General features: G+C 47.4%; 21 protein-coding genes. 11 read left to right on the plus strand and 10 right to left on the minus strand.

Annotation, left to right across the window (positions count from 1 at the left end; translation table 11 throughout):
• The first annotated feature begins 1 nt into the window (after position 1).
• From HRH59_RS02790 to HRH59_RS02825, 8 genes are all read left to right on the plus strand, one after another.
• Complete coding sequence (locus tag HRH59_RS02790; protein WP_173499746.1) at positions 2–1,183, plus strand: phosphoglycerate kinase; 1,182 nt, start codon at positions 2–4, stop codon at positions 1,181–1,183.
• Positions 1,184–1,232: 49 nt separating this feature from the next.
• Positions 1,233–2,297, plus strand: coding sequence for a class II fructose-bisphosphate aldolase (gene fba, locus HRH59_RS02795; RefSeq protein WP_173499747.1), 1,065 nt, complete (start codon positions 1,233–1,235; stop codon positions 2,295–2,297).
• 247 nt (positions 2,298–2,544) lie between these two features.
• Entirely contained in the window at positions 2,545–3,315 is a 771-nt protein-coding gene (locus HRH59_RS02800; RefSeq protein WP_173499748.1) for a DUF3450 domain-containing protein, read from the plus strand.
• 18 nt (positions 3,316–3,333) lie between these two features.
• Positions 3,334–4,689, plus strand: coding sequence for a MotA/TolQ/ExbB proton channel family protein (locus tag HRH59_RS02805; RefSeq protein ID WP_231702377.1), 1,356 nt, complete (start codon positions 3,334–3,336; stop codon positions 4,687–4,689).
• Positions 4,689–5,216, plus strand: a complete 528-nt coding sequence (locus HRH59_RS02810) for a MotA/TolQ/ExbB proton channel family protein (RefSeq protein WP_218573444.1) — start codon at positions 4,689–4,691, stop codon at positions 5,214–5,216. Before HRH59_RS02805 ends, HRH59_RS02810 begins: the two co-directional genes overlap by 1 nt.
• A gap of 11 nt (positions 5,217–5,227) precedes the next feature.
• A complete protein-coding gene (locus HRH59_RS02815) occupies positions 5,228–5,632 on the plus strand; it encodes an ExbD/TolR family protein (protein WP_173499750.1) in 405 nt (134 codons plus the stop codon).
• A 2-nt stretch (positions 5,633–5,634) separates the two neighbouring features.
• Entirely contained in the window at positions 5,635–6,252 is a 618-nt protein-coding gene (locus HRH59_RS19415; RefSeq protein WP_173499751.1) for an energy transducer TonB, read from the plus strand.
• 1 nt (position 6,253) lies between these two features.
• Entirely contained in the window at positions 6,254–7,513 is a 1,260-nt protein-coding gene (locus HRH59_RS02825) for a tetratricopeptide repeat protein (RefSeq protein ID WP_173499752.1), read from the plus strand.
• Between the two features lie 41 nt (positions 7,514–7,554).
• On the opposite strand, the gene prsR is transcribed toward HRH59_RS02825, so the two are convergent.
• The 3 genes from prsR to HRH59_RS02840 are packed head-to-tail and all read right to left on the minus strand — an operon-like array spanning position 7,555 to position 11,755.
• Positions 7,555–8,910: a PEP-CTERM-box response regulator transcription factor gene (gene prsR, locus HRH59_RS02830; protein ID WP_173499753.1), complete on the minus strand. Its 1,356-nt coding sequence runs from the start codon at positions 8,908–8,910 to the stop codon at positions 7,555–7,557.
• Entirely contained in the window at positions 8,911–10,968 is a 2,058-nt protein-coding gene (gene prsK / locus HRH59_RS02835) for an XrtA/PEP-CTERM system histidine kinase PrsK (RefSeq protein WP_173499754.1), read from the minus strand. It lies immediately after the preceding gene.
• 43 nt (positions 10,969–11,011) lie between these two features.
• Positions 11,012–11,755: a S1 family peptidase gene (locus HRH59_RS02840; protein WP_173499755.1), complete on the minus strand. Its 744-nt coding sequence runs from the start codon at positions 11,753–11,755 to the stop codon at positions 11,012–11,014.
• A 145-nt stretch (positions 11,756–11,900) separates the two neighbouring features.
• On the opposite strand from HRH59_RS02840, the gene HRH59_RS02845 reads away from it, so the two are divergent.
• Positions 11,901–12,746, plus strand: a complete 846-nt coding sequence (locus HRH59_RS02845) for a patatin-like phospholipase family protein (RefSeq protein WP_173499756.1) — start codon at positions 11,901–11,903, stop codon at positions 12,744–12,746.
• A 42-nt stretch (positions 12,747–12,788) separates the two neighbouring features.
• Here the strand turns inward: HRH59_RS02845 and HRH59_RS19530 are convergent, their stop codons facing one another.
• Positions 12,789–13,832, minus strand: a complete 1,044-nt coding sequence (locus tag HRH59_RS19530) for a Leu/Phe/Val dehydrogenase (protein WP_173499757.1) — start codon at positions 13,830–13,832, stop codon at positions 12,789–12,791.
• Positions 13,833–14,075: 243 nt separating this feature from the next.
• On the opposite strand from HRH59_RS19530, the gene HRH59_RS02855 reads away from it, so the two are divergent.
• Positions 14,076–14,504 (plus strand): DUF4826 family protein, encoded by a 429-nt coding sequence (locus HRH59_RS02855; protein ID WP_173499758.1) that lies wholly within the window; start codon positions 14,076–14,078, stop codon positions 14,502–14,504.
• 74 nt (positions 14,505–14,578) lie between these two features.
• Here HRH59_RS02855 and HRH59_RS02860 read toward each other — a convergent pair whose 3' ends face one another.
• The 6 genes from HRH59_RS02860 to HRH59_RS02885 form a co-directional block, all read right to left on the minus strand.
• Positions 14,579–15,733: a ribosomal protein uL16 3-hydroxylase gene (locus HRH59_RS02860; protein WP_173499759.1), complete on the minus strand. Its 1,155-nt coding sequence runs from the start codon at positions 15,731–15,733 to the stop codon at positions 14,579–14,581.
• A gap of 52 nt (positions 15,734–15,785) precedes the next feature.
• Positions 15,786–17,156 carry an adenylosuccinate lyase gene (gene purB, locus HRH59_RS02865; RefSeq protein WP_173499760.1) on the minus strand — a complete coding sequence of 457 codons (1,371 nt, stop codon included), beginning with the start codon at positions 17,154–17,156 and terminating at the stop codon, positions 15,786–15,788.
• Between the two features lie 8 nt (positions 17,157–17,164).
• Positions 17,165–17,803, minus strand: a complete 639-nt coding sequence (gene hflD, locus HRH59_RS02870) for a high frequency lysogenization protein HflD (protein WP_173499761.1) — start codon at positions 17,801–17,803, stop codon at positions 17,165–17,167.
• Positions 17,804–17,805: 2 nt separating this feature from the next.
• The gene (mnmA, locus tag HRH59_RS02875; protein ID WP_173499762.1) at positions 17,806–18,930 is read right to left on the minus strand and encodes a tRNA 2-thiouridine(34) synthase MnmA; all 1,125 of its coding nucleotides are present in this window, start codon (positions 18,928–18,930) and stop codon (positions 17,806–17,808) included.
• Between the two features lie 68 nt (positions 18,931–18,998).
• Positions 18,999–19,454: an NUDIX domain-containing protein gene (locus tag HRH59_RS02880; RefSeq protein WP_173499763.1), complete on the minus strand. Its 456-nt coding sequence runs from the start codon at positions 19,452–19,454 to the stop codon at positions 18,999–19,001.
• Between the two features lie 16 nt (positions 19,455–19,470).
• Positions 19,471–20,010 carry a pseudouridine synthase gene (locus HRH59_RS02885; protein ID WP_456239044.1) on the minus strand — a complete coding sequence of 180 codons (540 nt, stop codon included), beginning with the start codon at positions 20,008–20,010 and terminating at the stop codon, positions 19,471–19,473.
• 344 nt (positions 20,011–20,354) lie between these two features.
• Between HRH59_RS02885 and HRH59_RS02890 the strand changes: the two genes are divergently transcribed.
• A complete protein-coding gene (locus HRH59_RS02890; protein ID WP_173499765.1) occupies positions 20,355–22,583 on the plus strand; it encodes an NADP-dependent isocitrate dehydrogenase in 2,229 nt (742 codons plus the stop codon).
• Positions 22,584–22,606: the final 23 nt, after the last annotated feature.

The following is a 22,606-nucleotide window of genomic DNA, read 5'->3' on the forward strand; positions in this document are numbered from 1 at the left end:
AATGTCTGTTATTCGCATGAGCGATTTGGATCTTAACGGCAAACGTGTACTGATCCGCGAAGACTTAAACGTGCCGGTAAAAAACGGCAAGGTAACTTCAGATGCCAGGTTAAAAGCCGCCATACCTACAATTGAGTTGGCTTTGAGCAAGGGCGCAAAAGTGATGGTGATGTCGCACCTGGGCCGGCCACAAGAGGGTGAATACGATGCAGAGTCATCGCTGCAGCCGGTAGTGGATTATCTTTCGCAGGTATTGGCAGCTCCCGTGCGTTTAGCGGCTGGTTACCTGGATGGTATCGACATCAATGCCGGTGAAGTCGTAGTGTTTGAAAATGTGCGCTTTAATAAAGGTGAAGGCAAAAACGACGATGCATTGGCGCAAAAGCTGGCGGCATTGTGCGATGTTTTTGTCATGGATGCCTTTGGCACCGCACACCGTGCTCAGGCTTCAACCCATGGCGTAGCGAAATTTGCGCCGGTAGCCTGTGCCGGCCCTTTATTAGTAGCAGAGTTGGATGCTTTAGCAGCGGCGCTGAAAAATCCGAAACGACCTCTGGTGGCAATTGTTGGTGGCTCTAAAGTCTCTACCAAGCTTACCGTGCTGGAGTCGTTATCCGGCATCGTTGATCAGCTTATCGTTGGCGGTGGCATTGCTAACACCTTTATTGCGGCTAATGGCAATAATGTAGGTAAATCACTGTTCGAAGCCGATTTAGTTCCTGAAGCACAACGTCTGATGGCACAGGCTAAAAGCCGCGGCGGTAATATCCCGGTACCTACTGATGTGGTTGTGGGGCAAGTGTTCAGCGAAACGGCAGTAGCAACATTAAAACCGGTATCCGCGGTTGACGATAGCGATATGATTTTTGATATTGGCCCGGATACCACAGCTCAGCTGGTTAATATCTTAAAATCAGCCGGTACCATTGTCTGGAACGGTCCGGTCGGCGTATTTGAGTTTGATCAATTTGCAGAAGGGACCAAAGCGCTGGCACAAGCGATTGCTGACAGTGATGCTTTTTCAATTGCCGGTGGTGGCGATACCCTGGCCGCTATCGACAAGTACAATATTGCTGACAAAGTGTCCTATGTGTCTACCGGCGGCGGTGCCTTTCTTGAGTTTCTTGAAGGTAAAACTCTGCCGGCAGTAGCTATACTGGAACAACGCGCAATAACACAATAATAAAAATCTCATATTACAACTGTACCCTAAAAGATTAAGAGAGGATTTCATGGCCCTTATTTCCCTGCGTCAAATGCTGGATCATGCTGCCGAATTCGGCTACGGCATACCGGCTTTTAACGTAAACAACCTTGAGCAAATGCGCGCTATTATGTTGGCTGCCGATAAAACCGACAGTCCGGTAATAGTGCAGGCATCTGCCGGTGCGCGTAAATACGCCGGTGCGCCTTTTCTGCGCCATTTAATTCTGGCGGCGGTAGAAGAGTTTCCGCATATCCCGGTGGTAATGCACCAGGATCACGGTACGTCGTTGGGAGTATGCCAGCGCTCCATTCAATTGGGCTTTTCGTCGGTAATGATGGACGGCTCCTTGGGTGAAGACGGTAAAACACCGATGGACTATGCATACAATGCTAATGTAACCCGTAAAGTTGTAGAAATAGCGCATGCCTGTGGTGTGTCGGTAGAGGGCGAGTTAGGTTGTTTAGGCTCACTGGAAACCGGCGCAGCCGGCGAAGAGGATGGCATAGGTGCAGATTGCATATTAAGCCATGATCAAATGCTGACTGACCCGGAAGAAGCGGCACAGTTTGTGCGGGAAACGCAGGTAGATGCGTTGGCTATTGCTTGTGGTACCTCACATGGTGCGTATAAGTTCAGCCGTCCACCGACAGGCGATATTCTGGCGATTGACCGGATTAAGGCGATCCACCAGCGTATTCCGGATACCCATTTGGTAATGCACGGTTCGTCTTCTGTGCCACAGGAATGGCTGAAAATCATTAATGATAACGGCGGCCAGATCCCTGAAACCTATGGTGTACCGGTAGAGCAAATTCAGCAGGGTATTAAGTATGGTGTGCGTAAGGTTAATATCGACACTGACTTACGTTTAGCTTCTACAGGTGCTATTCGTCGTTATATGACGCAGCATCCGGCTGAATTTGACCCACGCAAGTATTTACAAGAATCGGTAAAGGCGATGACGGAAGTTTGCATTGCCCGTTATGAAGCCTTTAATGCTGCCGGCCATGGCAGTAAAATTAAAGCCATATCGTTAGATGATATGGTGGCATTATATGCGGCGGGGAAATTAACGCCGAACATAAAATAAGCAAAAAAATTAATGAGCTATAACAAATTCATTTCATTTGTTTAATAGCGCATAAATCGGGTGAAAAACCGCATAAATAGCCGCATCTGAGCAGACCTCCGGACGCCTGCGTTGTCTTGACAAGGGCGTTTTTACCTGTAATGATGCGGACGGTTTACCCTCTAACTGAGGGCCGCCTCTGTCTCCAAGAACAGTTTGGCCCTTGCAACTTCAGGTTACGTTAATCAGCAATAATTGGTTGGGAACTATGTTTAACAATAAAATTCGCAAGAGTCTTGTTGCAACAGCTCTGACCGGTACTTTCGCTCTGTCGGCGAATGTTCTGGCTACAGATTTAAAAGCTTTGCATCAGGAAGGTAGTCAAATCCAGCGCGCAGCTGTGCAGTCTCAAGAAAAAATTAACACTATATATGAACAGTCTCAGGAACTGCTGGGTGAGTACCGTCAGGTTACCGACCAGACTGAGAACCTGAAAGTGTATAACGACTTTCTGGCGACTCTGGTTGCTGACCAACAACGGCAAATTAACTCTATTCAGCGTCAAATTGATGGCCTGGAAAATACCAACAAAGGCACTGTGCCTCTGATGTTCCGCATGATTGATGCGTTGGAACAGTTTATCAAAGCTGATATTCCACTGCGTACAGAACGTCGTACCGCTCGCGTAGAAAACTTACGTGAATTGATGAGCCGGTCAGATGTTCAGCGCTCAGAGCAGTTCCGTCAAATTCTTGAAGCATACAGCATTGAAATGGGCTACGGCTCAGAGCTTGCTGCCTTCCAGGGGACTTTAACCGTCGGTGGCAACGAAATGACGGTTGACTATGTGCATTTAGGCCGTTTGGCGCTGATGGCACAGTCGTTAGACGGTGAAGCCGGTTGGGTGTGGAACAAAACAACTCAAAGCTGGGACGAATTACCCGATTCGTTTATGAATTCAGTGACCAGTTTCATCAAGATGGCGCGTCGTGAAGCCCAGCTTGAAATGGATCGCGTACCACTATTCGCAGCGGAGTAAGAGTAAATGAGAATGAAAATGAAATCTTTCGTCGTAGCTGCGGCAGTAACACTTTCTGCAACTATGGCTTTTGGTGCAGCGGCTGACACCGCTAAACTGGACCAATTATTAGAGCAAATTAAAAAAGAGCGTGCTATTGAAGGGCGTGCTAACCAGGAACGTGAGCGTGCATTCCTGGCAGAGCGTGCAGATAAGCAAGCATTGCTGAACACTGCTAAAAAGCAATTTGCTGATGAAGAAGCTCGTGGTAAGCGTTTGCAAAAGCAATATGCGGATAACGATATTCTTATCGCTCAAAAGCAAACTGAACTTGAAAGTGCTTTAGGTACTATGGGTGAAGTATTTGGTGTAGTACGTCAATCAGCCAACCAGGCGATCGGTACTATCTCCAGCTCAGTGGTCAGCTCGCAATATCCTGATCGTGATGTTCCACTGCGTAAAATCGCAGAAGCGACAGAATTACCTACGTTGCAGGAAATGGAAGATTTATGGTTAGCGATGCTGACTGAAATGACCGAATCCGGCAAAGTGGCTAAGTTTGATGCTGAAGTGGTTAAATTAGATGGCGGCGTTGAAACTAAGCGCGTTACCCGTTTCGGTACTTTCCACGTTACTACCGCAGATGAGTATCTGTTACGCAATGATACAACGGACCAGTTACAGCCGTTAGGCCGTGCGCCACAGGCAAAAATTCATAATTCAGTAGCCGCATTTAACAATGCAGCGCCTGGTGAGTTAGTTGGTTTCTACCTGGACCCGACAAAAGGCAACTCATTACTACGCTTAAACCAGCAACGCAGCACGTTGATGGAATACTACCATCAGGGCGGCACTGTAGGTTATCTGATCACTTTATTGCTGTTTATCGGTTTCCTGATTGCTCTTGAGCGTTTTATTGTGCTGACTGTAGTGGGTGGTAAAATCCGTGCCCAGCTGAAGAATCTGGCCAATCCATCAAAAGACAATCCATTGGGCCGTATTCTGACGGTATACCATCAGAATATGTCTGCTGACGTAGAAAACCTGGAACTGAAACTGGATGAAGCTATTCTGCGTGAAACGCCGAAAGTTGACCGTGGTATCGGTATGATCAAGTTGTTTGCGGCAGTAGCACCGCTAATGGGTCTGTTAGGTACCGTTATCGGTATGATCTTAACCTTCCAAACCATTACATTATACGGTACCGGCGATCCGAAACTGATGGCGGGCGATATCTCTCTGGCGCTTGTAACCACTGCGTTAGGTCTGATAGCGGCATTACCGTTGATTTTCGTACACAGCATTGTTGCTTCTAAAGCGAAAACTGTTTTACACGTGCTGGATGAGCAAAGCGCAGGTATTGTTGCTGCTCATGCGGAGAAGGAGAAAGCCTGATGATGCTCCAGCTTATTGAGCTGTGGGAATCGGTACAGGATTTTATTCATACCGGGGGCAACGTATTGTATGTTGTCGCCCTGGTGCTCTTCGTCATGTGGTTTATGATGTTAGAGCGCTACTGGTACGTTAGCTGGGTGTTTCCGAAAATTAAGCGGGATATTATTACCCGTTGGGACGCCCGTGCAGATACTACCTCTTGGTATGCACATAAAATCCGTGATACCTGGATTTCCGAAGCGACGCTTCAGTTAGATCAAAGAATGTTACTGATAAAAACGCTTGTTGCTATGTGTCCGCTGGTTGGTTTGTTGGGTACTGTTACCGGTATGATCGCTGTATTTGATATTATGGCGACGACTGGCACAGGTAATCCGAGAACTATGGCAGCAGGTATTTCGATGGCAACAATTCCGACGATGGCGGGTATGGTTGCAGCATTATCAGGCGTATTTTTCAGTTCGCGGCTGGAAGTAAAAGTTAAACGGGAAAAAGCAGATCTCGTTGACAGCTTACCGCATCATTAAGAGAGATTTTTATGGCACGTAAACGTATTCGTGAAGACGATGAGGCCGCAATCGACATTACGCCGATGATGGACATCGTATTCATTATGTTGATTTTCTTCATCGTTACGACTTCTTTCGTGAAAGAGGCCGGTATTGATGTAAATAAACCTGAAGCAGCACAAGCTCAGAAAAAACCTACGGCAACTATCTTTATCGCTATTCGTGCGAATGGCGAAATTTGGATGGATAAGCGTACGGTTGATGTTGAGCGTGTATCTGCGAATATTGAACGGTTAAGAGCCGAATCACCAACCGACACTATTATTGTGCAAGCGGATAAAGAAGCGAAGCACGGTACAGTGATGGAAGTAATGGATCAGATTAAAGCTGCTGATCCAACGCTGGTGATCAGTATCGCCGGGGAGACTAAGTAACTATGGCACGTTTCCTAACATCGTTAATTATCGGTGCGGTGGTAACGTTCGTGTTGTTTCTGATTATGGCCCTTCTGGTTAAAGGTTCCGGAGAGCGTCGGGTGGTTGACCAAGAGCGTATAGTAATTGAGCTCAACACTACGCCACCTGATTCAGATACGCAGACACGTCGGCCACCGCCACCGCCGCCGCCGCCGCCGCCGGCTCAACCGCCTAAGGCGCCTCAACCTGAGCCTGAGTCAGCTAATGCTGCCGGTGCGATTGGTTTTAATATGCCGGGTTTGAGCTTGGGTTCTGGTGCCGGTGGTTTAGGTGACCCATCCAGTATGATGCGCGACGGTGATGCAACGCCTATCGTGCGTATTGAGCCAAGGTATCCGGTACAGGCTGCCCGTGATGGCTTACAAGGCTGGGTTAAATTGCGGTTTAGTATCATGGAAGATGGCAGCGTAGATGAGGTAGAAGTTATCGAAGCTGAGCCGCGCCGTGTATTTGACCGTGAAGCGATCCGCGCCTTACGTCGCTGGAAGTACAGCCCTAAGGTTGTTGATGGCAAGCCGTTAAAACAGACAGGCATGCAGGTTCAGTTGGATTTCACTTTAGACATGGCGGGAGGTTGATATGAAAAAGTTTAAAACACTTAGTTCAGCATTAATAATCCTGACCGCACTTGGTGTAGCCATTGCCCCTGTTTCTGCAGCCGTACAGCCGGATATGGCAAAGGTTGAAGAGCGTAAGGCACGCAAAACTCAGATCGTGGGTGAGCGGGTTGGTAAAGTCTTGGTTAAAGCCTTTGAGCTTTATAACGAAGAAAAGCTTGATGAAGCTATCGCTATATTACTTGAAGCTAAGTCCAGTAACGCTTTTGATACAGCGACATTAAACCGTTTTCTCGGCAATCTGTATGCGACTAAAGATGAGAAGCAGGCCATTAAATATCTGACGTTGGCGGTAGCGCCTGACGAACTGACATTTAATGATCAAGCAGGCTCTTTAAAGTTGCTGGCTGATATGTTGTTGCAGGATAAGCAGTACCAGAAAGCCATTAAAGCCTATGAGAGTTGGATAATGTTCACCGGTGAGCAGAACTCAGATGCTTATATGCGTATAGCTAACGCTTATTATCTGATGAATCAGTATGATAAAGTGTTAGCGCCGGCTGATGATGCTATCCGTTTTTCACCTAAGCCCATTGAAGGTCCTTATCAGCTTAAAATGGCAGCATTGTATGAAACCAAGCGTTATAAAGAGTTGATTACTGTGGTTGAAACTATGGTGCAACTGTTTCCGGAAAATAAACAGTTTTGGGTATACTTAGGTAATTTTTATACCTTAACTGAAGAGTTTTCCAAGTCGCTTTCAACATTGCAATTGGCATACTCGCAAGGCTATCTGGAGAAAGACTCTGAAGTAAGAATGTTAGCGCAAATGTATGCGAATAATAACATCCCTTACAAAGCAGCTGTAACGATGGAAAAGCACATGAAAAGCGGGTTGGTGAAGCGCGACAAAACCAATCTTAATTTTATTGCTTCTAACTATCAGTCTGCCCGTGAGTTCCTCAAAGCTGCTGAGTACTATGGCGAAGTTGCTAAGCTGACAAATGATGCTGATGCTTATCGCCGTCAGGGCTCTGCTTATTCCGCTGTACAGCGTTATAACGAGGCTATAGCAGCGTATGACAAAGCGTTATCGATGAATGTAGACAAACCTTCCGGCGTTTACATGAGCTTGGTGGATGCATATTTCTATCAGCAAAAGTACAGAGAAGCTTATGCTGCATTGATGAATGCGAAGAAGGACCCCGGTATGTCACGTCAGGTACGTGGCTGGGAGTCTTACATCAAAGACAAAGCAAAACAAAAAGGCATTAGCCTGTAAGAAAAAACCCCACTTCGGTGGGGTTTTTTTATCGCTTTATGTCAGGTTTCAGCCTCAATACTGCGTAAGTCGTGTAAGCGGTACTTATCTATAAGTGCATACAGCGTTGGCCTGGTAATACCCAAGGCATCTGCCGTTTTAGATAAGTTGCCATTTGCCAATGTATAAGCATGGCGAATGGCCCCTGTTTCTGCTTGCTCACGTACTTTTCGTAATGTGTCGGTTTTGCTGTGCTGCTCAGATAAACCAATATCTTCTGCTGAAATATACTTACTTTCTGCCAGGATCACGGCAGATTTTAATTTATTCTGCAATTCTCTGATATTGCCCGGCCAATTGTATTGCAGCATTGCTTGCATAGCTGATTCGGTAAACCCTTGGATCTGTGTATTAAATTCATGATTAAATTTATTCAGCAAGGCTTTGGCGATAACCACAATATCGTGGCCGCGTTGACGTAATGGTGGAATAAGCAGAGTTATTTCACTGATCCGGTAGTATAAGTCTTCGCGGAAGCTTTGCTCTGTTACCATCTCTGCCAGGTTGCGGTGAGTTGCACATATTACCCTGACATCAACTTCAATCTCCTGGCGGCCGCCAACCCGTTCAATAACTCTTTCTTGCAGAAAGCGCAGCATTTTGGCCTGCAAACTTAGCGGCATATCACCAATTTCATCCAGTAGCAGGGTGCCGCCGTTGGCGCACTCAATTTTACCCAAGGTGGTTTTGTTGGCGCCGGTAAAAGCGCCTTTTTCATAGCCGAACAACTCGCTTTCCAGCAGATTTTCCGGAATAGATGCACAGTTTATCGCTACAAAGGCTTTGTTATTACGCGGACTTTGCCGGTGAATAGCACGGGCAAATACTTCTTTACCGGTGCCGCTTTCACCCAGCAATAGTGTGGTAATTTCCGTTGGTGCAATTTTTTCAACTGTACGACAGGCCTTTGCCATTGCGTCACTGTTACCGATAATATCGGCATTGTTCAGGTTGGCTGCCCGTAGTGCTTTATTCTCAATCTCAAGCTGGCTAAGCTTAAATGCTCTGTCAAGGATCACGGTTAATACAGCGGTATCTATCGGCTTTTGGTAATAATCGTAAGCCCCAAGCGCTATCGCTTTTAACGCATGTTCATTGTCATTACTGCCGGTAACCACTATTACTTTACAGCCCGGTTGCAACGTAAGTATTTCATGCAGACAAGCTAGCCCCTCGCTAGCATTGGCGGGGTCCGGTGGTAAGCCAAGGTCTAATGTAACCACTTCAGGTTCGTAGCGTCTTAACTGCGTTAGTGCTGAAGCTCTGTCCTGCGCGAATACTAATTCATAATCAGGCAAACTCCATTTCAGTTGTTTCTGGATGCCGATATCGTCTTCTATGACTAATACAGTTTTCATTTAACAGTCCTTGTTGTTACTGCTTTTTACAGGCTGATACCGCGGCAGTTTCAGCGTGAAGGTTGAACCTGCGCCTTCCTTACTGCTGACATGCAGTTGCCCGCTGTGTTGTTCTGCAAAGTGTAGCGCATCGTAGGCGCCAACGCCCATACCCGCGTTGCCTTTAGTGGAATCAAAAGGTTTAAATAAGCGCTGATTGATAAAGTCTGCCGACATACCACAGCCATTATCTGCAATTTCCAATGTCAGGTATAAGGCATCGCTACTGATGGTTACACTAACCCAGCCATCTGCTTGCGTGGCGTGTTGCGCGTTGTCTATCAGGTGATAGACAACGCTGGCAAAACGTTCTTTGTTTACGGACAGCTGTGCATCGCTGTCAATAGTTAGCTGTGGTATCGGATGCTTTGCTGCACAACGTTGGTTGATAATTTGTTGTACCACGTCAGCAGCTTTAAATATGGTTTGATCAGCGCTTGCGCTGCGCTTATTGCCTAACTGCGATAGCATATTGGCCAACCTTTGCTGCATAGCGGCTAAGGTGTCGAAACTGTCATTAATGAATTCAGGGTTTGTTTTGTGTTTTACGCTGTTTTGCAGCATTAAATCTATTTGTGCTTTCACGTTTTTTAAATCATGTAATACAAAGGCAGACATGCGGCTAAACGCGGCGAACTGGGCGTTTTCGCTGAGTGTTTTACTGGCTTGCATTAACATCAGGTAGTTAGCGATCTGCTCCGTAACCAGCATCAGGTAATCACGAAGTTCCCAATTAAGTTTTTGTCTGTCTACTTCGGGGGTGTTTATCAGGCATAGCCCCCATAACTTACTCTCGGAATGAATTGGCAGGATTAACTGAATATCAACATCGCGCTGGTTTAGATGTTGCTGTGTAAACGGGTCGGTGTAGTCAGTTAAATCGACTATCCAATGTTGATGGGCAAATTTTTCAATATAACGCTGTACCAGTGCTTTTTCACTGCCGGACAGCGATACGCGGTTAACGCAGGCTAATGGTATTACATCGGCGTTGTTGCCTACACGAAGCAAGCAACCTCTGTTGTAGCCAATAGCATTAAGCCAGGCATGTAAGATAGTGTCGTATTGCTCTGGTTTACTGATATCTACCAGGCGAAGTTGTCGCGTCAGCTCCAGCCATTTTATGCGATAGTCAAACTTATTGGCAAAAAAGTGTTTTTCAATAAACACTTTTAAGCGTCGGCGAAAAGCGCCTGACAATAACATACCGGCAAGCATAGCGAAGCCCAATACCAGAAATATGGCCTGTACCAGGTTTGACCATTGACCGCCGATATAACGGATGTAAAAGCCGGCTATAGCAATCAGACACAAATAAAGGCCGGCTGTTAATACCAAGGTGCTTTGCAACACGATGTCTCTTGATACATAGACACTGATCCCCCACGCCTGAATACGACGTATCGCTATCACCAGAAAAGGTATCATCGCAGCGCAAATAAAGCCTCTGGCGGCCCACATTTGCGCATCAATCTGGCCAAACAGCGCCGCTTCTGCTAATAAAATAAAATCGAACAAGGTACAGACAGAGATGCTTAGCACCAGCGGTTTGTATTGCCAACGGTTTTCTGCCGCTTTTCGGTACAGCGCTTCGAGCAGCGCCAGTTGGAAAATATACAGTGCCAGGCTGCCGGTAAACATTAAATTTACTGAAATCAGCTGCCATTTGCTTAATACAAGCCAAATACTGCTTAGCAGAATTAATGTTATAACGCTTTGACTCTGCAACAGCTGCCAAAAACGCTGATTCTTTTGCCCTAATGCGGATAACAAAAACAGCAGTAGTATAAGGTTTCGGCTTGATTCCAGTATTAAAGAGGCCGTGTTGGAGTAAGCCGGCGCTTTGCTCAGCATATAAAACACCGACCAGACTATGCTAATCAACGCCCAGGATAGCAGCAGGAAACGCGGCAGGTTTTTAACGCGTGTCACCACTATCAGCAAGAAAAACACCAGATTGGCCAGAGCCGCTAAAGCAAAACCAATTTTGTCCAACGCAAGTTGGCTAAGTAGGTCCATTAAACAGCATCCATGCAGAGGTGTCGCGTTATCATGCTAAGGCTTAATTATCTAACATCGGTAGCAGCAGAGATATTGGTATTGCGAAGCTGATAGCGCTGGGGTCGCGCAGTACCGCTTCCCGTGTCGATTTCACATATACCTGATTGATAATACCGATAACTTTTGCTGTTTTAGCATCAAATAACGGGCTGCCACTGTTACCCGGGTATGCTGTTGCATCAAGTTGGTACACCATAAAAGGTTGTCTGAGCTGACGCAGCGCTGATGCTTGCAGTTGGGCTGAATTATCTGCCGGTATGGCAATAGGTGTTATTGCCGATACAATGCCGCGATGCGTAGCCGGGTAAAGCCCCAATACCGCCGTGATCGGAAAACCGGTAAAGGCAATTTCGCTGCCCTCAGCAATCAGTTTATTGTCGCCAAGTACTACTGCCGGCAGCTTGGCATCGATTTTCAGTACCGCTAAATCATGCTCAGGTTGTTTTTTGCTGCTGATGATCTGATGAACATTGACTTTCTCTGCGCTGCCGGACAATACCACATAGCTTTCATTACGTTGTGAACTCAAAGGCCTGGCTATTACGTGGTAATTGGTGACGACTTGATTACCCGGTGCAACAACAAAACCACTGCCAATGAGTTTTATTCTGGGGGAGGCCAATGGACTGTAGACACCCAATGCCACGACAGACGGTTTTATCTGTTCTATGCTGTTACTCAGGTTCGCCAGGGCAGGAAGCAAGGGATGATACAGCACTGCCAAACAGAACAGAATTTTATACATACTTAAGACAATCCATATCTAAGTTATTGTGTAATGACATTATACTAGCGCAAATCGTACAAAATAGCTGCAGCCATTTAATGGCAAGCCTTAGAAATTGCTTCATACTAACAAGGTTGTGTAACCGGCCAGGGATGGTGCTGATATGTTAAGTAAAGCAGATAAAGAAATTGTACCGATATTCTCCGGTGGTGGCACCCGGCTAAGTTGTTACATCGGTATTCTACAAGCATTGCTGGATATGGGTTTCCGCTTCCGTCATCTGGTCGGGGTGTCCGGCGGCAGTATTGTCGCGGCACTGTATGCCGCCGGTTGGAGTTTGACAGATATAAAAGCGCTGGCGTTACAAACAGACTTTAAGCAATTCTGGAGTTTTTCTTTCACTTCGTTGCTGCGCACCGGCGGTTTGTGTAACGGCAATAAGCTTGAAACCTGGTTGGATAAGCAATTGCAAGGGGTTACGTTTGCCGAGTTGCCACATGATTTACATATATTGGCGACTGACATTAACGGGGGCGGGCCAGTGGTGTTTAACCGCCTGTTGACACCCACACTGAAGGTTTCCAAAGCAATCCGCTTCTCGATGTCAATTCCGCTATTTTTCTCTTTTCAGGCGTTTGAAAATCATATTATGACAGATGGCGTCATTTTATCTGAAGATGCCCTGCACCATGACTGGTCCGGCTGTGGTATACCGCTGATTTGTTTCCGGCTGAAAAGCGACGCTGAAGCCCAACCGGTCAGAACCAGTCGGTATTTTCCGTTGGTGTCTTATATTTATATGTTAATCAGAACTTTTATGAGTGCAGTGTCACGGGAATATGTTCATGCTGAACATTGGCACAATACCATAGTGATAAACACCGGCGCCGTGTCATCGGTTGACTTTGCCATGAGTCAGCAGCAAAAACAGCAGTTGTTTAATACCGGCTATGAAACCGCGATGAGCATAGTGCCCTTAAAGTTGGGGGCGTTATTTACTGCGGTATAAAAAAACACCGCGCATGGCGCGGTGTTTTTAGCGGTAAAAGTATCAGTTTTTGCCGCGGCGGATAATTTCCTGCGCCATTAAATCAGCAACCAGGCTGGTGGGTTGTTGTTCAGCATCTGCCCGTTGGAAGATAGTTAACAGGGTGTCATAAATGGCCATGACCTTGGCTGTCGACTCACTTTCTGAATAGCCTTGCGGACGCATTTCTGATGCGACATTAATAATGCCACCGGCATTTATTACGTAGTCAGGTGCGTACAGTATGCCTTTCTGACGTAACACTTCGCCATGACGTGCTTCTTTTAACTGATTGTTAGCGCAGCCTGCAACAATACGCGCTTTTAGTTGCGCAATAGTGTCGTCGTTAATAGTTGCACCTAAAGCGCAAGGTGCATAGATATCAGCGTCAGCGGCGTAAATATCTTCCAGTGCCACGGCGGTAGCGCCAAACCGGCTTACCGCGCGCTGAACTGCGTCCTGATTAATATCTGTCACAATTAATTTGGCGCCTTCTTTGTGCAGGTGTTCACACAAATAGAAGCCGACACTGCCGAGGCCCTGAACCGCAACTGTTTTACCGTTCAAATCATCTGAGCCGAACTGATGTTTAGCGGCTGCCTTTATACCGCGATATGTGCCCAGTGCTGTAAAAGGTGCAGGGTTACCGCTTTTTCCCTCTAAACCTGCGACAAAAGGCGTTTCTTTATTTACGATCATAATATCACCGGTCGTGATATTAACGTCCTCAGCACTGTAATAGCTGCCGGATAAGCGATGGATCATGCGGCCAAAGGCACGGAACAGAGCTTCAGATTTAATTTTCTTGGCATCACCGATAATAACGGACTTACCACCGCCCAGCGGTAGACCCGCCATGGCGTTTTTATAAGTCATACCACGAGCTAAACGTAATACATCGTTTAACGCGGCGTCATCTGAGACATAATCCCACAAACGGCAACCACCAACAGCAGGGCCAAGAGCGGTGCTGTGTACAGCGATAATAGCTTTTAAACCGGTTTCTGCATCGCTGCAAAATACCACTTGTTCATGATTATCGAACTCAGAATGATTAAATACGGCCACGACTGATTTCTCCGTTTAATGACTGCCTGAATGCTTCAGGACGTTAAGTCTGCCTGGTTAACCGCCGCTGTTATGGCGGCATTTTTGCGCCGCGAAATGTAACATTTCAACCGGAGTTACACCAGAAAGGCCGGAAAAAATAATCTGGTCTGTCCAGGTGATTGTCGACAATCTTTACTAACACTTGATTGTCAGCAATGAGTCACCTAAAGTAGCAAAAACACTACAGCAGGAAGTCGTAAAATGAGTGAGCAGTTAACTCAGCAACAAATTGAACAAGCCCGTGCAGAATGGGTAAGAGCACAATTTCAAAAGGCAAATGAACACTTGGCCGGTAAAGGCATTATACCGGACAATGTTGCTGCCACAGAAAGCCGCTACTTACCGCCTTTTATGGCGGTGTGGAAGCTAAATACTAAAGATAAACAGTCATATTGGGTAATAAGTGGTGATGTACCGACAGACCATATGGCTTTTTCTGCGGCGGCAAACGCCAGAGAGGCTGTACGGGCATTTTCAATGCAATGGCAATTAAAGGCTCAACAGATTATCGATTCAGGCATTACTGATAAAACCAAGCAGGATTTTGCCAATCTGTTGATCAATCGCGCGCATGGCTTGTATGAAATGTTTAGTAAAGACGAGTTGTGGCAGGCTGAAGCAGTTAGCTAAGTGTAGTCTTTGCTTTACAATAAATAAAAAACCGCACTTAGTGCGGTTCTTTATTATCGGGCAGACAAATGCAGTTACTCGCTGAAATACCAGTAGCCCTGGTTTATCAAGCTGGTTAGCAGCATCAGGCGCTCTGCTGAGTGAGTAAAGTGCAGGTTTTGCTCCGGTGCAAGTGCTGTGAAATCACACACTAACTGCGCCGTCGTCAACTCATTGGCCGGTAAGGTGATCTGGTCGCCATTGATAAACAGCAAAATATCGCTGTCAGGCGTTTGCTGATAGTAGCAACAACGTAAACCGCCACAGCGGCTTAATACCGAACCCTCGTCCAGATATTCAGCAATTTCCTCATTGCTGTAGTGCGGGTCGGGCTCGTTGATATCCAGCTCATGTTTGGCGCGGGTAATTAAACTGCCAAACCAGTGTGGCAACATGGTTTTGTCATTAACCAATTGCTGTAACAGCTGTTGCACCTGGTTAAGATCAGTATCACTGATAGCGCCAACTGACTTTGCTGCGCTGCGGCCATTGTCGCTGAAGCGTTTGCCGGTTACATCATGGTCAATTAAGTGATCCGCCAGCCCGGTGAGTAAGTCTTTTTGTGCCGGCGCCCGAAAACCAACCGAATAATTCAGGCTGTTCTCTATACTGATACCGTCGTGCGGGCACCCTGGCGGGATATACAAAATATCACCGGGCTCCGTTATAACATCTATGCACGCCGTAAAGGGGCTTACCTGTAACAATCGCGGGTGAGGGCACATTTGCTGCAAGTTGCTGTCCGGCATACCAACACGCCAATGGCGCTTGCCTTCGCCCTGGATAATAAATACGTCATATTGATCCAGATGTGGGCCGACACCGCCGCCAGGCGTTGAAAAACTGACCATTAAGTCATCTATACGCCAGTTCGGAATAAAGCGAAACGGATCCAGCAGTTTCGCTGCATCAGGGTGCCAGTGATCGACAGCTTGCACCAACAGGGTCCAGTCTGTTTCGCCAAAGACGCTGAAGTCCTCAAAGGGGCCGGTTTGCATATCCCACTGTTTATTTACGCAACTGACGATACGTGACTCAATTTCCTCTTCCAGTGCCAGCCCTGCCAATTCGTCAGCTGTCAACGGATCAGTAAATTGTTTAAAACCACCTTTGAGCAACAGTGGCTTTTTTTGCCAGTAGTCATTGAGAAACTCAGTCAGGCTGAGCGAGCCTAAATTCAGTTGATACATAAGTGTTTCCTGAGAAAAAAGGCGCTGAATTCAGCGCCTTAATGTAATGCCGTTATTTCAGCGTGTCGGTGATACCGACGGCTGCACCAATGTAGTTGGCCGGCGTAAGCTGTTTTAACTGTGCTTTCACCTGGTCCGGTAGTTGCAGCTTATCAATAAACACATGCAGGTCGGCTTGGGTAATACGTTTGCCACGGGTTAGCTCTTTCAACTTCTCGTATGGCTGTTCGATAGCGTATTTGCGCATCACGGTTTGTACCGGTTCAGCTAAAAGCTCCCAGTTAGCATCCAGCTCGGCGCGCAGGTTGGCTTCATTCACTTCCAGTTTACTGATGCCTTTTAACGTTGCCTGGTACGCAATCAGGGTGTAGCCAAAACCCATACCTAAATTACGCAGTACGGTAGAGTCGGTTAAATCACGTTGCCAGCGCGATACCGGTAACTTGGCTGACAAGTGGTTAAACAAGGCATTGGCAATACCCAGATTACCTTCTGAGTTTTCAAAGTCGATAGGATTAACTTTATGCGGCATAGTAGAAGAGCCGATTTCACCTGCAATAGTACGCTGCTTAAAATGACCCAGTGCAATATAGCCCCAAACATCCCGATCAAAATCCAACAAAATAGTATTAAAGCGGGCTACAGCGTCAAACAGCTCGGCAATGTAATCATGCGGTTCAATCTGGGTGGTAAAGGCGTTCCAGCTCAGGCCTAAACCGGTAACAAATTGCTCTGACAGCTGATGCCAGTTAAGGTCCGGATACGCCGATAAGTGGGCGTTGTAGTTACCGACAGCACCATTAAATTTACCGAGGATCTCTACTTTGGCAATCTGCTCGCGCTGACGTTTTAAGCGCATGTAAACGTTAGCCATTTCCTTACCCATGGTAGTAGGTGAGGCGGGCTGGCCGTGGGTGCGCGCCATCATTGGCACCGTTTTATGGGCATTAGCTAATTGCTGAATAGCCTCCAGTAAGGCATCACATTGTGGCAGTAACACTTGCGCGCGTGCTTCGTTCAGCATCAGGCCGTGCGAAAGATTATTAATATCTTCTGAGGTACAGGCAAAATGGATAAATTCGCTTATGGCGGCCAGTTCGCTGTTAGCGGCCACTTTTTCTTTCAGCAGGTATTCCACTGCTTTAACGTCATGGTTTGTGGTGCGTTCAATTTCTTTTACCCGCTCAGCATCGCTTAAGCTGAAATTGTCGACAATATCATTTAACACTCGGTTGGCGTCAGCTGACAGCGGCGGCACTTCGGCAATACCTGCGGTCGCAGCCATTTTTTGCAGCCAGCGTACTTCTACCATCACCCGGTATTTAATTAAGCCGAACTCACTGAAATAGTTACGTAAATCTGTGGTTTTGCTGCCATAGCGCCCGTCAACGGGAGAAATAGCGGTAAGGGCGTTCAGTTGCATACAGGCTCCTATAAGCTTGATGAGGGTAGTTGCGCCAGCATCTGTTGTGCTTGCGCCACCAACTTGCGACGTTTAAAGATAAAATTCAGCCTGCTGCCGCCCGCCTGGCGCCAGAGCACCGCGGAGCGCACAGCAGCCAGTAGCAACGCCCGCACCTTATGCTGCACGGTGGGTTGTTTTAATAAATCCGGTTGGCCATAAATTTGAATGCGACCACCTAAACTGCTGATACAGTCGCTGTAGATATCAGCCAGATTGGCCAGCATATTGTCATCAGTAATACTGAAATGCTGCAGCTGGCGTTCTAAATGCTGCAACTTGCCACCGAGTTTGTTCATATTGGCCGGTGTTTTGTTCAGTTTGCGCTCCAATGCCAGTACACCAACAATATAGCGGGTCAGCTCGACATCTTTTTGCGGTTTATCGCCCAGTTGGTCGATAATAAGTTGCAAGCCGGTTTGCAGGTTAGCCTGAGCATTACCGTAAATTTGCAGAGGCTCCTGCGCATCAATCACGGCTACGCTGTTTAACATGACTGACAACGCTGCTTTATCTGTTTCGCTGCTGCGGGCTACGTTTTGCACCAGTTTCAGTGCCTGACATAAGCCGGCCAGAGCAATAATTTGGGTAGAAAGGGAATATTGCATATTTAGTTTAATGCCATATCAATAATGCCGCCGCCAAAGCAAACGTCGTCCAGATAAAACACGGCCGACTGGCCGGGTGTTACGGCCTTTTGCGCCGTATCAAACAGCACGGTAACAGTGCCATCGGCATTGGGAGTTAAACTGCAGGGAATATCTGTTTGCCGGTAACGGGTTTTAACGGTGCAGCGTAACGCTTGTTGCGGGCCTTTACGGTCAGTCCAATGCAGTTGATTGGCAACTAAACCTTTAGACAATAACCCTGGATGATCATGGCCCTGGGCGACAATTAACTGATTGCTATCAAGATTTTTGCCGATAACATACCAAGGCTCGTCACCGCCATCGCGCAGGCCACCGATGCCTAAGCCTTTACGCTGGCCCAGGGTGTGGTACATCAGGCCTTCATGCCGGCCGATAATATCACCGTCTGCCGAGACAATATCACCCGGTTGTGCCGGTAAATACTGTTGCAGAAAGTCTTTAAATTTGCGCTCGCCGATAAAGCAGATGCCGGTACTGTCTTTTTTATCGTGGGTAATTAAGCCTTGTTGTTCTGCGATTGCACGCACTGCCGGCTTTTCCAGCTCACCAACAGGGAACAGTGTCTGTGCTACATGCTCTTCACCTATGGTATAGAGAAAGTAGCTTTGGTCTTTGTTGGTATCCAACCCGCGTAATAATTGCCAATGGCCGTTTTGTTGACGCCGGCGTACATAATGGCCGGTAGCAATATAATCAGCGCCCAGCGCTTCGGCTGCAAATTCCAAAAAGGCTTTAAATTTAATTTCTTTGTTGCACATAATGTCGGGGTTGGGCGTGCGGCCTGCTTTATATTCAGCCAGAAAGTATTCAAATACGTTGTCCCAGTATTCGGCAGCAAAGTTTACTTTGTGCAACACAATACCCAGTTTGTCGCAAACCGCCTGCGCATCGCGCATGTCTTCAGCTGCCGCGCAGTATTCGTCGTTGTCGTCTTCTTCCCAGTTTTTCATAAACAGGCCTTCAACCTGATAGCCTTGCTGCAGCAGCAGATAGGCTGAGACGGAAGAATCTACGCCGCCGGACATACCGACGATGACTTTTTTACTGTTGTTGGCTGAGCTGTCAGCTGAGCGGGTATCTGGCATAGCACTGCACTTTTAAAGGCTTAAAAAACAAGGCGCGGATTATACATTAAATTTATCGGCTGCGCATGCTATCGCGTTGGTTGAATAAGCGACAGCGGCAAGCGAACACCGTCGTTGTATAGCGTGATCGCATCACTGACCAGGCGGCTGCGCAGCGGTAAGCCGGCATTTGCCAGTTCAGTGGCTCCGTACCAATGCAGCGCCAGAATATCGCTATCTTGCGGTTGATATTGCACCGGCAGTGTTGCCGGCTCAAACACCACATTCAGCCGCACATAGCGATGGCCGTTAGCGGCGGTTAACTGCGAAATACCCAGCCAGGCTGAAGGTTCAAGCGTCAGGCCGGTTTCTTCAAACAGTTCGCGTTTTGCTGCACTGAGCAAGTCCTCATCTTGTTCAACATGGCCGGCGGGCTGATTAAGTACCCGCTTGCCGGTGAGTTTGTCAATTTCTTCTACCAGCAAAAACTTATGCTCAAAACACACTATGGCGGCAACGGTAAGGTGTAGCTTTTCTCTGCTCATGGAGTCAGTATTATCCTTATTTCAGCGTTAACACTTTATATTGGCCGGGCGCTAAATCTGTAACAGTCCAATCACCTATCCGGGCGCGGATTAAGCGCAAAGTAGGAAAGCCGACCGCGGCGGTCATGCGTCTTACCTGACGGTTACGGCCTTCAGTGATAGTCAGACTTATCCAACAGGTAGGTATATTAGCGCGATGGCGTACCGGCGGCTGGCGTGGCCAAACCGCAGGTTCAGCCAAACGCTGTGCCACCGCCGGCAAGGTTAAGCCATCATTTAATTGTACCCCTGCCGTTAATTGTGCCAGCGCTGCGTCGGTTATTTCACCTTCAAGCTGTGCCCAATAGGTTTTGGCCATTTTGTGTTTAGGATCGCTGATGCGGTGCTGTGTTTGGCCGCAGTTAGTTAACAACAACAAGCCTTCGCTATCGCGGTCGAGCCGGCCGGCGGCGTACACGTCGGGAATAGTAATAAAATCAGCCAGGGTAGTGCGCGGTGGCGTACTGTTGTCGGTAAACTGGCACAATACGTCAAAGGGTTTGTTAAACAGCACTATTACCGGATGCGCGACTTTGGTCGCATTGCGTTTTTTCGTATATGGATTATTTTGTAAATTCTGTCTGCTGCGCACAGGTTTCTCTGTCTTTTTATGGCTGAAATTCATAGCATCCTGTGGCTTTACAGTTGCTGTCAGTATTGCTTAACAAAGCGTGTTGTCCGGCCATTGCAGCTACTGTATCCGGCCGGGTTGCTCTGCCGGCTGCCTATTTTATTGAATGTCATGCTGCTATACTACCGCCGCTTTGCAACAAATGCGTTTAAAACATCAACATCGCCCGGATGAAGGTGCGAACTGGCCAGCATAAGCCAGCTGATCGCGAACACATTACAGGAACTAACATGTCAAAAGAAATTGCAAAAATTATCTACACTGAAACCGATGAAGCGCCGGCGTTGGCGACTTATTCATTACTGCCTATAGTACAGGCTTTTTCTGCTGCTGCCGGTATTGCGGTAGAAACCCGTGATATTTCTCTTTCCGGCCGTATTATTGCCAACTTTCCGGATTTCTTAAAGCCTGAACAACGTATTGCTGATGCCTTAACTGAACTGGGCACCCTGGCGAATCAACCGGACGCCAACATCATTAAGCTGCCGAATATCAGTGCGTCTATTCCACAGTTAAAAGCAGCGATCAAAGAATTGCAACAACAAGGTTATGCACTGCCTGACTATCCGGCCGAAGCAAAAACCGAACAAGAGCGCGATGTTAAAGCGCGCTATGACAAAATTAAAGGCAGTGCGGTAAACCCGGTGCTGCGTGAAGGCAACTCCGACCGTCGTGCACCGGCTTCTGTTAAACAATACGCGAAGAAAAACCCGCACAGCATGGGGGCATGGGCTTCTGATTCTAAATCTCATGTCGCGCACATGACACAAGGCGATTTTTACGGTAGCGAAAAATCAGCGACTTTTGCTCAAGCCGATACGCTGAAAATTCAGCATATTGCTAAAGACGGCGCTGTGTCGGTATTAAAAGACAAGGTTGCAGTACTGGCAGGCGAAGTGGTTGACGCCGCTACGATGAGTAAAAATGCGCTGCGGGCGTTTTATCAGCAGGAAATTGCTGCAGCTAAGCAACAAGATGTGCTGTTATCGCTGCATTTAAAAGCCACCATGATGAAGGTGTCTGATCCTATTTTGTTCGGCCATGCGGTTACCGTGTTTTTTAAACCGGTATTTGAAAAACATGCCGCGTTGTTTGCTGAGCTGGGTGTAGATGTAAACAACGGTGCCGGCGATATGTTTGCCAAAGTAGCCGGCTTGCCACAGGCGAAACAAGATGCTGTGTTGGCTGATATAAAAGCGTGTTACGCCGCCCAACCTGAGTTGGCTATGGTTAACTCTGACAAGGGCATTACCAACCTGCATGTACCGAGTGATGTGATTATTGATGCCTCTATGCCGGCAATGATCAGAAGCTCCGGTAAGATGTGGGGCACGGATGGTAAGTTAAAAGATACCAAAGCCATGATCCCGGATCGTTGTTATGCCGGTGTATATCAGGAAACGATAGATTTTTGCCGTAAAAATGGTGCTTTTGACCCGCGTACTATGGGCTCAGTACCGAACGTTGGCTTGATGGCGCAAAAAGCAGAAGAATACGGTTCACACGATAAAACCTTTGAAATTGCCGCTGACGGTAAAGTGCAGGTGCTGAACAGCAAAGGTGACGTGGTGTTTGAGCATGCTGTAGAGCAGGGCGATATCTGGCGTATGTGTCAGGTAAAAGATGCGCCAATTCGTGACTGGGTAAAACTGGCGGTAAACCGTGCCCGGTTAAGCAATACGCCGGCAGTGTTCTGGTTAGACAGTGCCCGTGCACATGATGCTCAGTTGATTGCTAAGGTGAAAAGTTACCTGCAAGAACATGACACCAGTGGCCTGGATATTCAAATTCTGGCACCGGTAGAAGCCACGCGTTTATCACTGCAGCGCATGAAACAGGGGCTGGATACTATTTCAGTTACCGGTAACGTACTGCGGGATTATTTAACTGACTTATTCCCGATTTTGGAACTTGGCACCAGCGCTAAAATGTTGTCAGTTGTGCCGCTGATGAACGGTGGTGGCTTGTTTGAAACCGGCGCCGGTGGCTCTGCACCGAAGCACGTAGAGCAGTTTATCGAAGAAGACTATTTACGCTGGGATTCGCTGGGTGAGTTTTTAGCACTGGCTGCTTCATTGGAACATTTAAGCCAGGTTACCGGCAATAATAAAGCCAAAGTATTAGCTGATGCACTGGATGCGGCAACGGCGAAGTTTTTAGATAACGATAAGTCGCCGCGGCGTAAGCTGGGCGAGCTGGACAACCGTGGCAGCCATTTCTACCTGGCTATGTACTGGGCAGAGGCCCTGGCCGCGCAAACGGCTGACGCTGAGCTACAGGCCCGTTTTGCTAAACTGGCAACAGTACTGCAGCAACAGGAAGCGACTATTGTTGCAGAGTTAAACGGTGCCCAGGGTAAGGCAGTGGATATTGGTGGCTACTACAAGCCAAATCCGCAATTGGCCGCTAAAGCAATGCGCCCGAGCCACACCTTTAATCAGGCGTTAGCCAACGCTTAAATTAAACCGGTGTTAAGCAAAAA

The sequence above is a fragment of the Rheinheimera lutimaris genome (genome assembly GCF_013283795.1).
GTDB classification, from domain to species: domain Bacteria; phylum Pseudomonadota; class Gammaproteobacteria; order Enterobacterales; family Alteromonadaceae; genus Alishewanella; species Alishewanella lutimaris.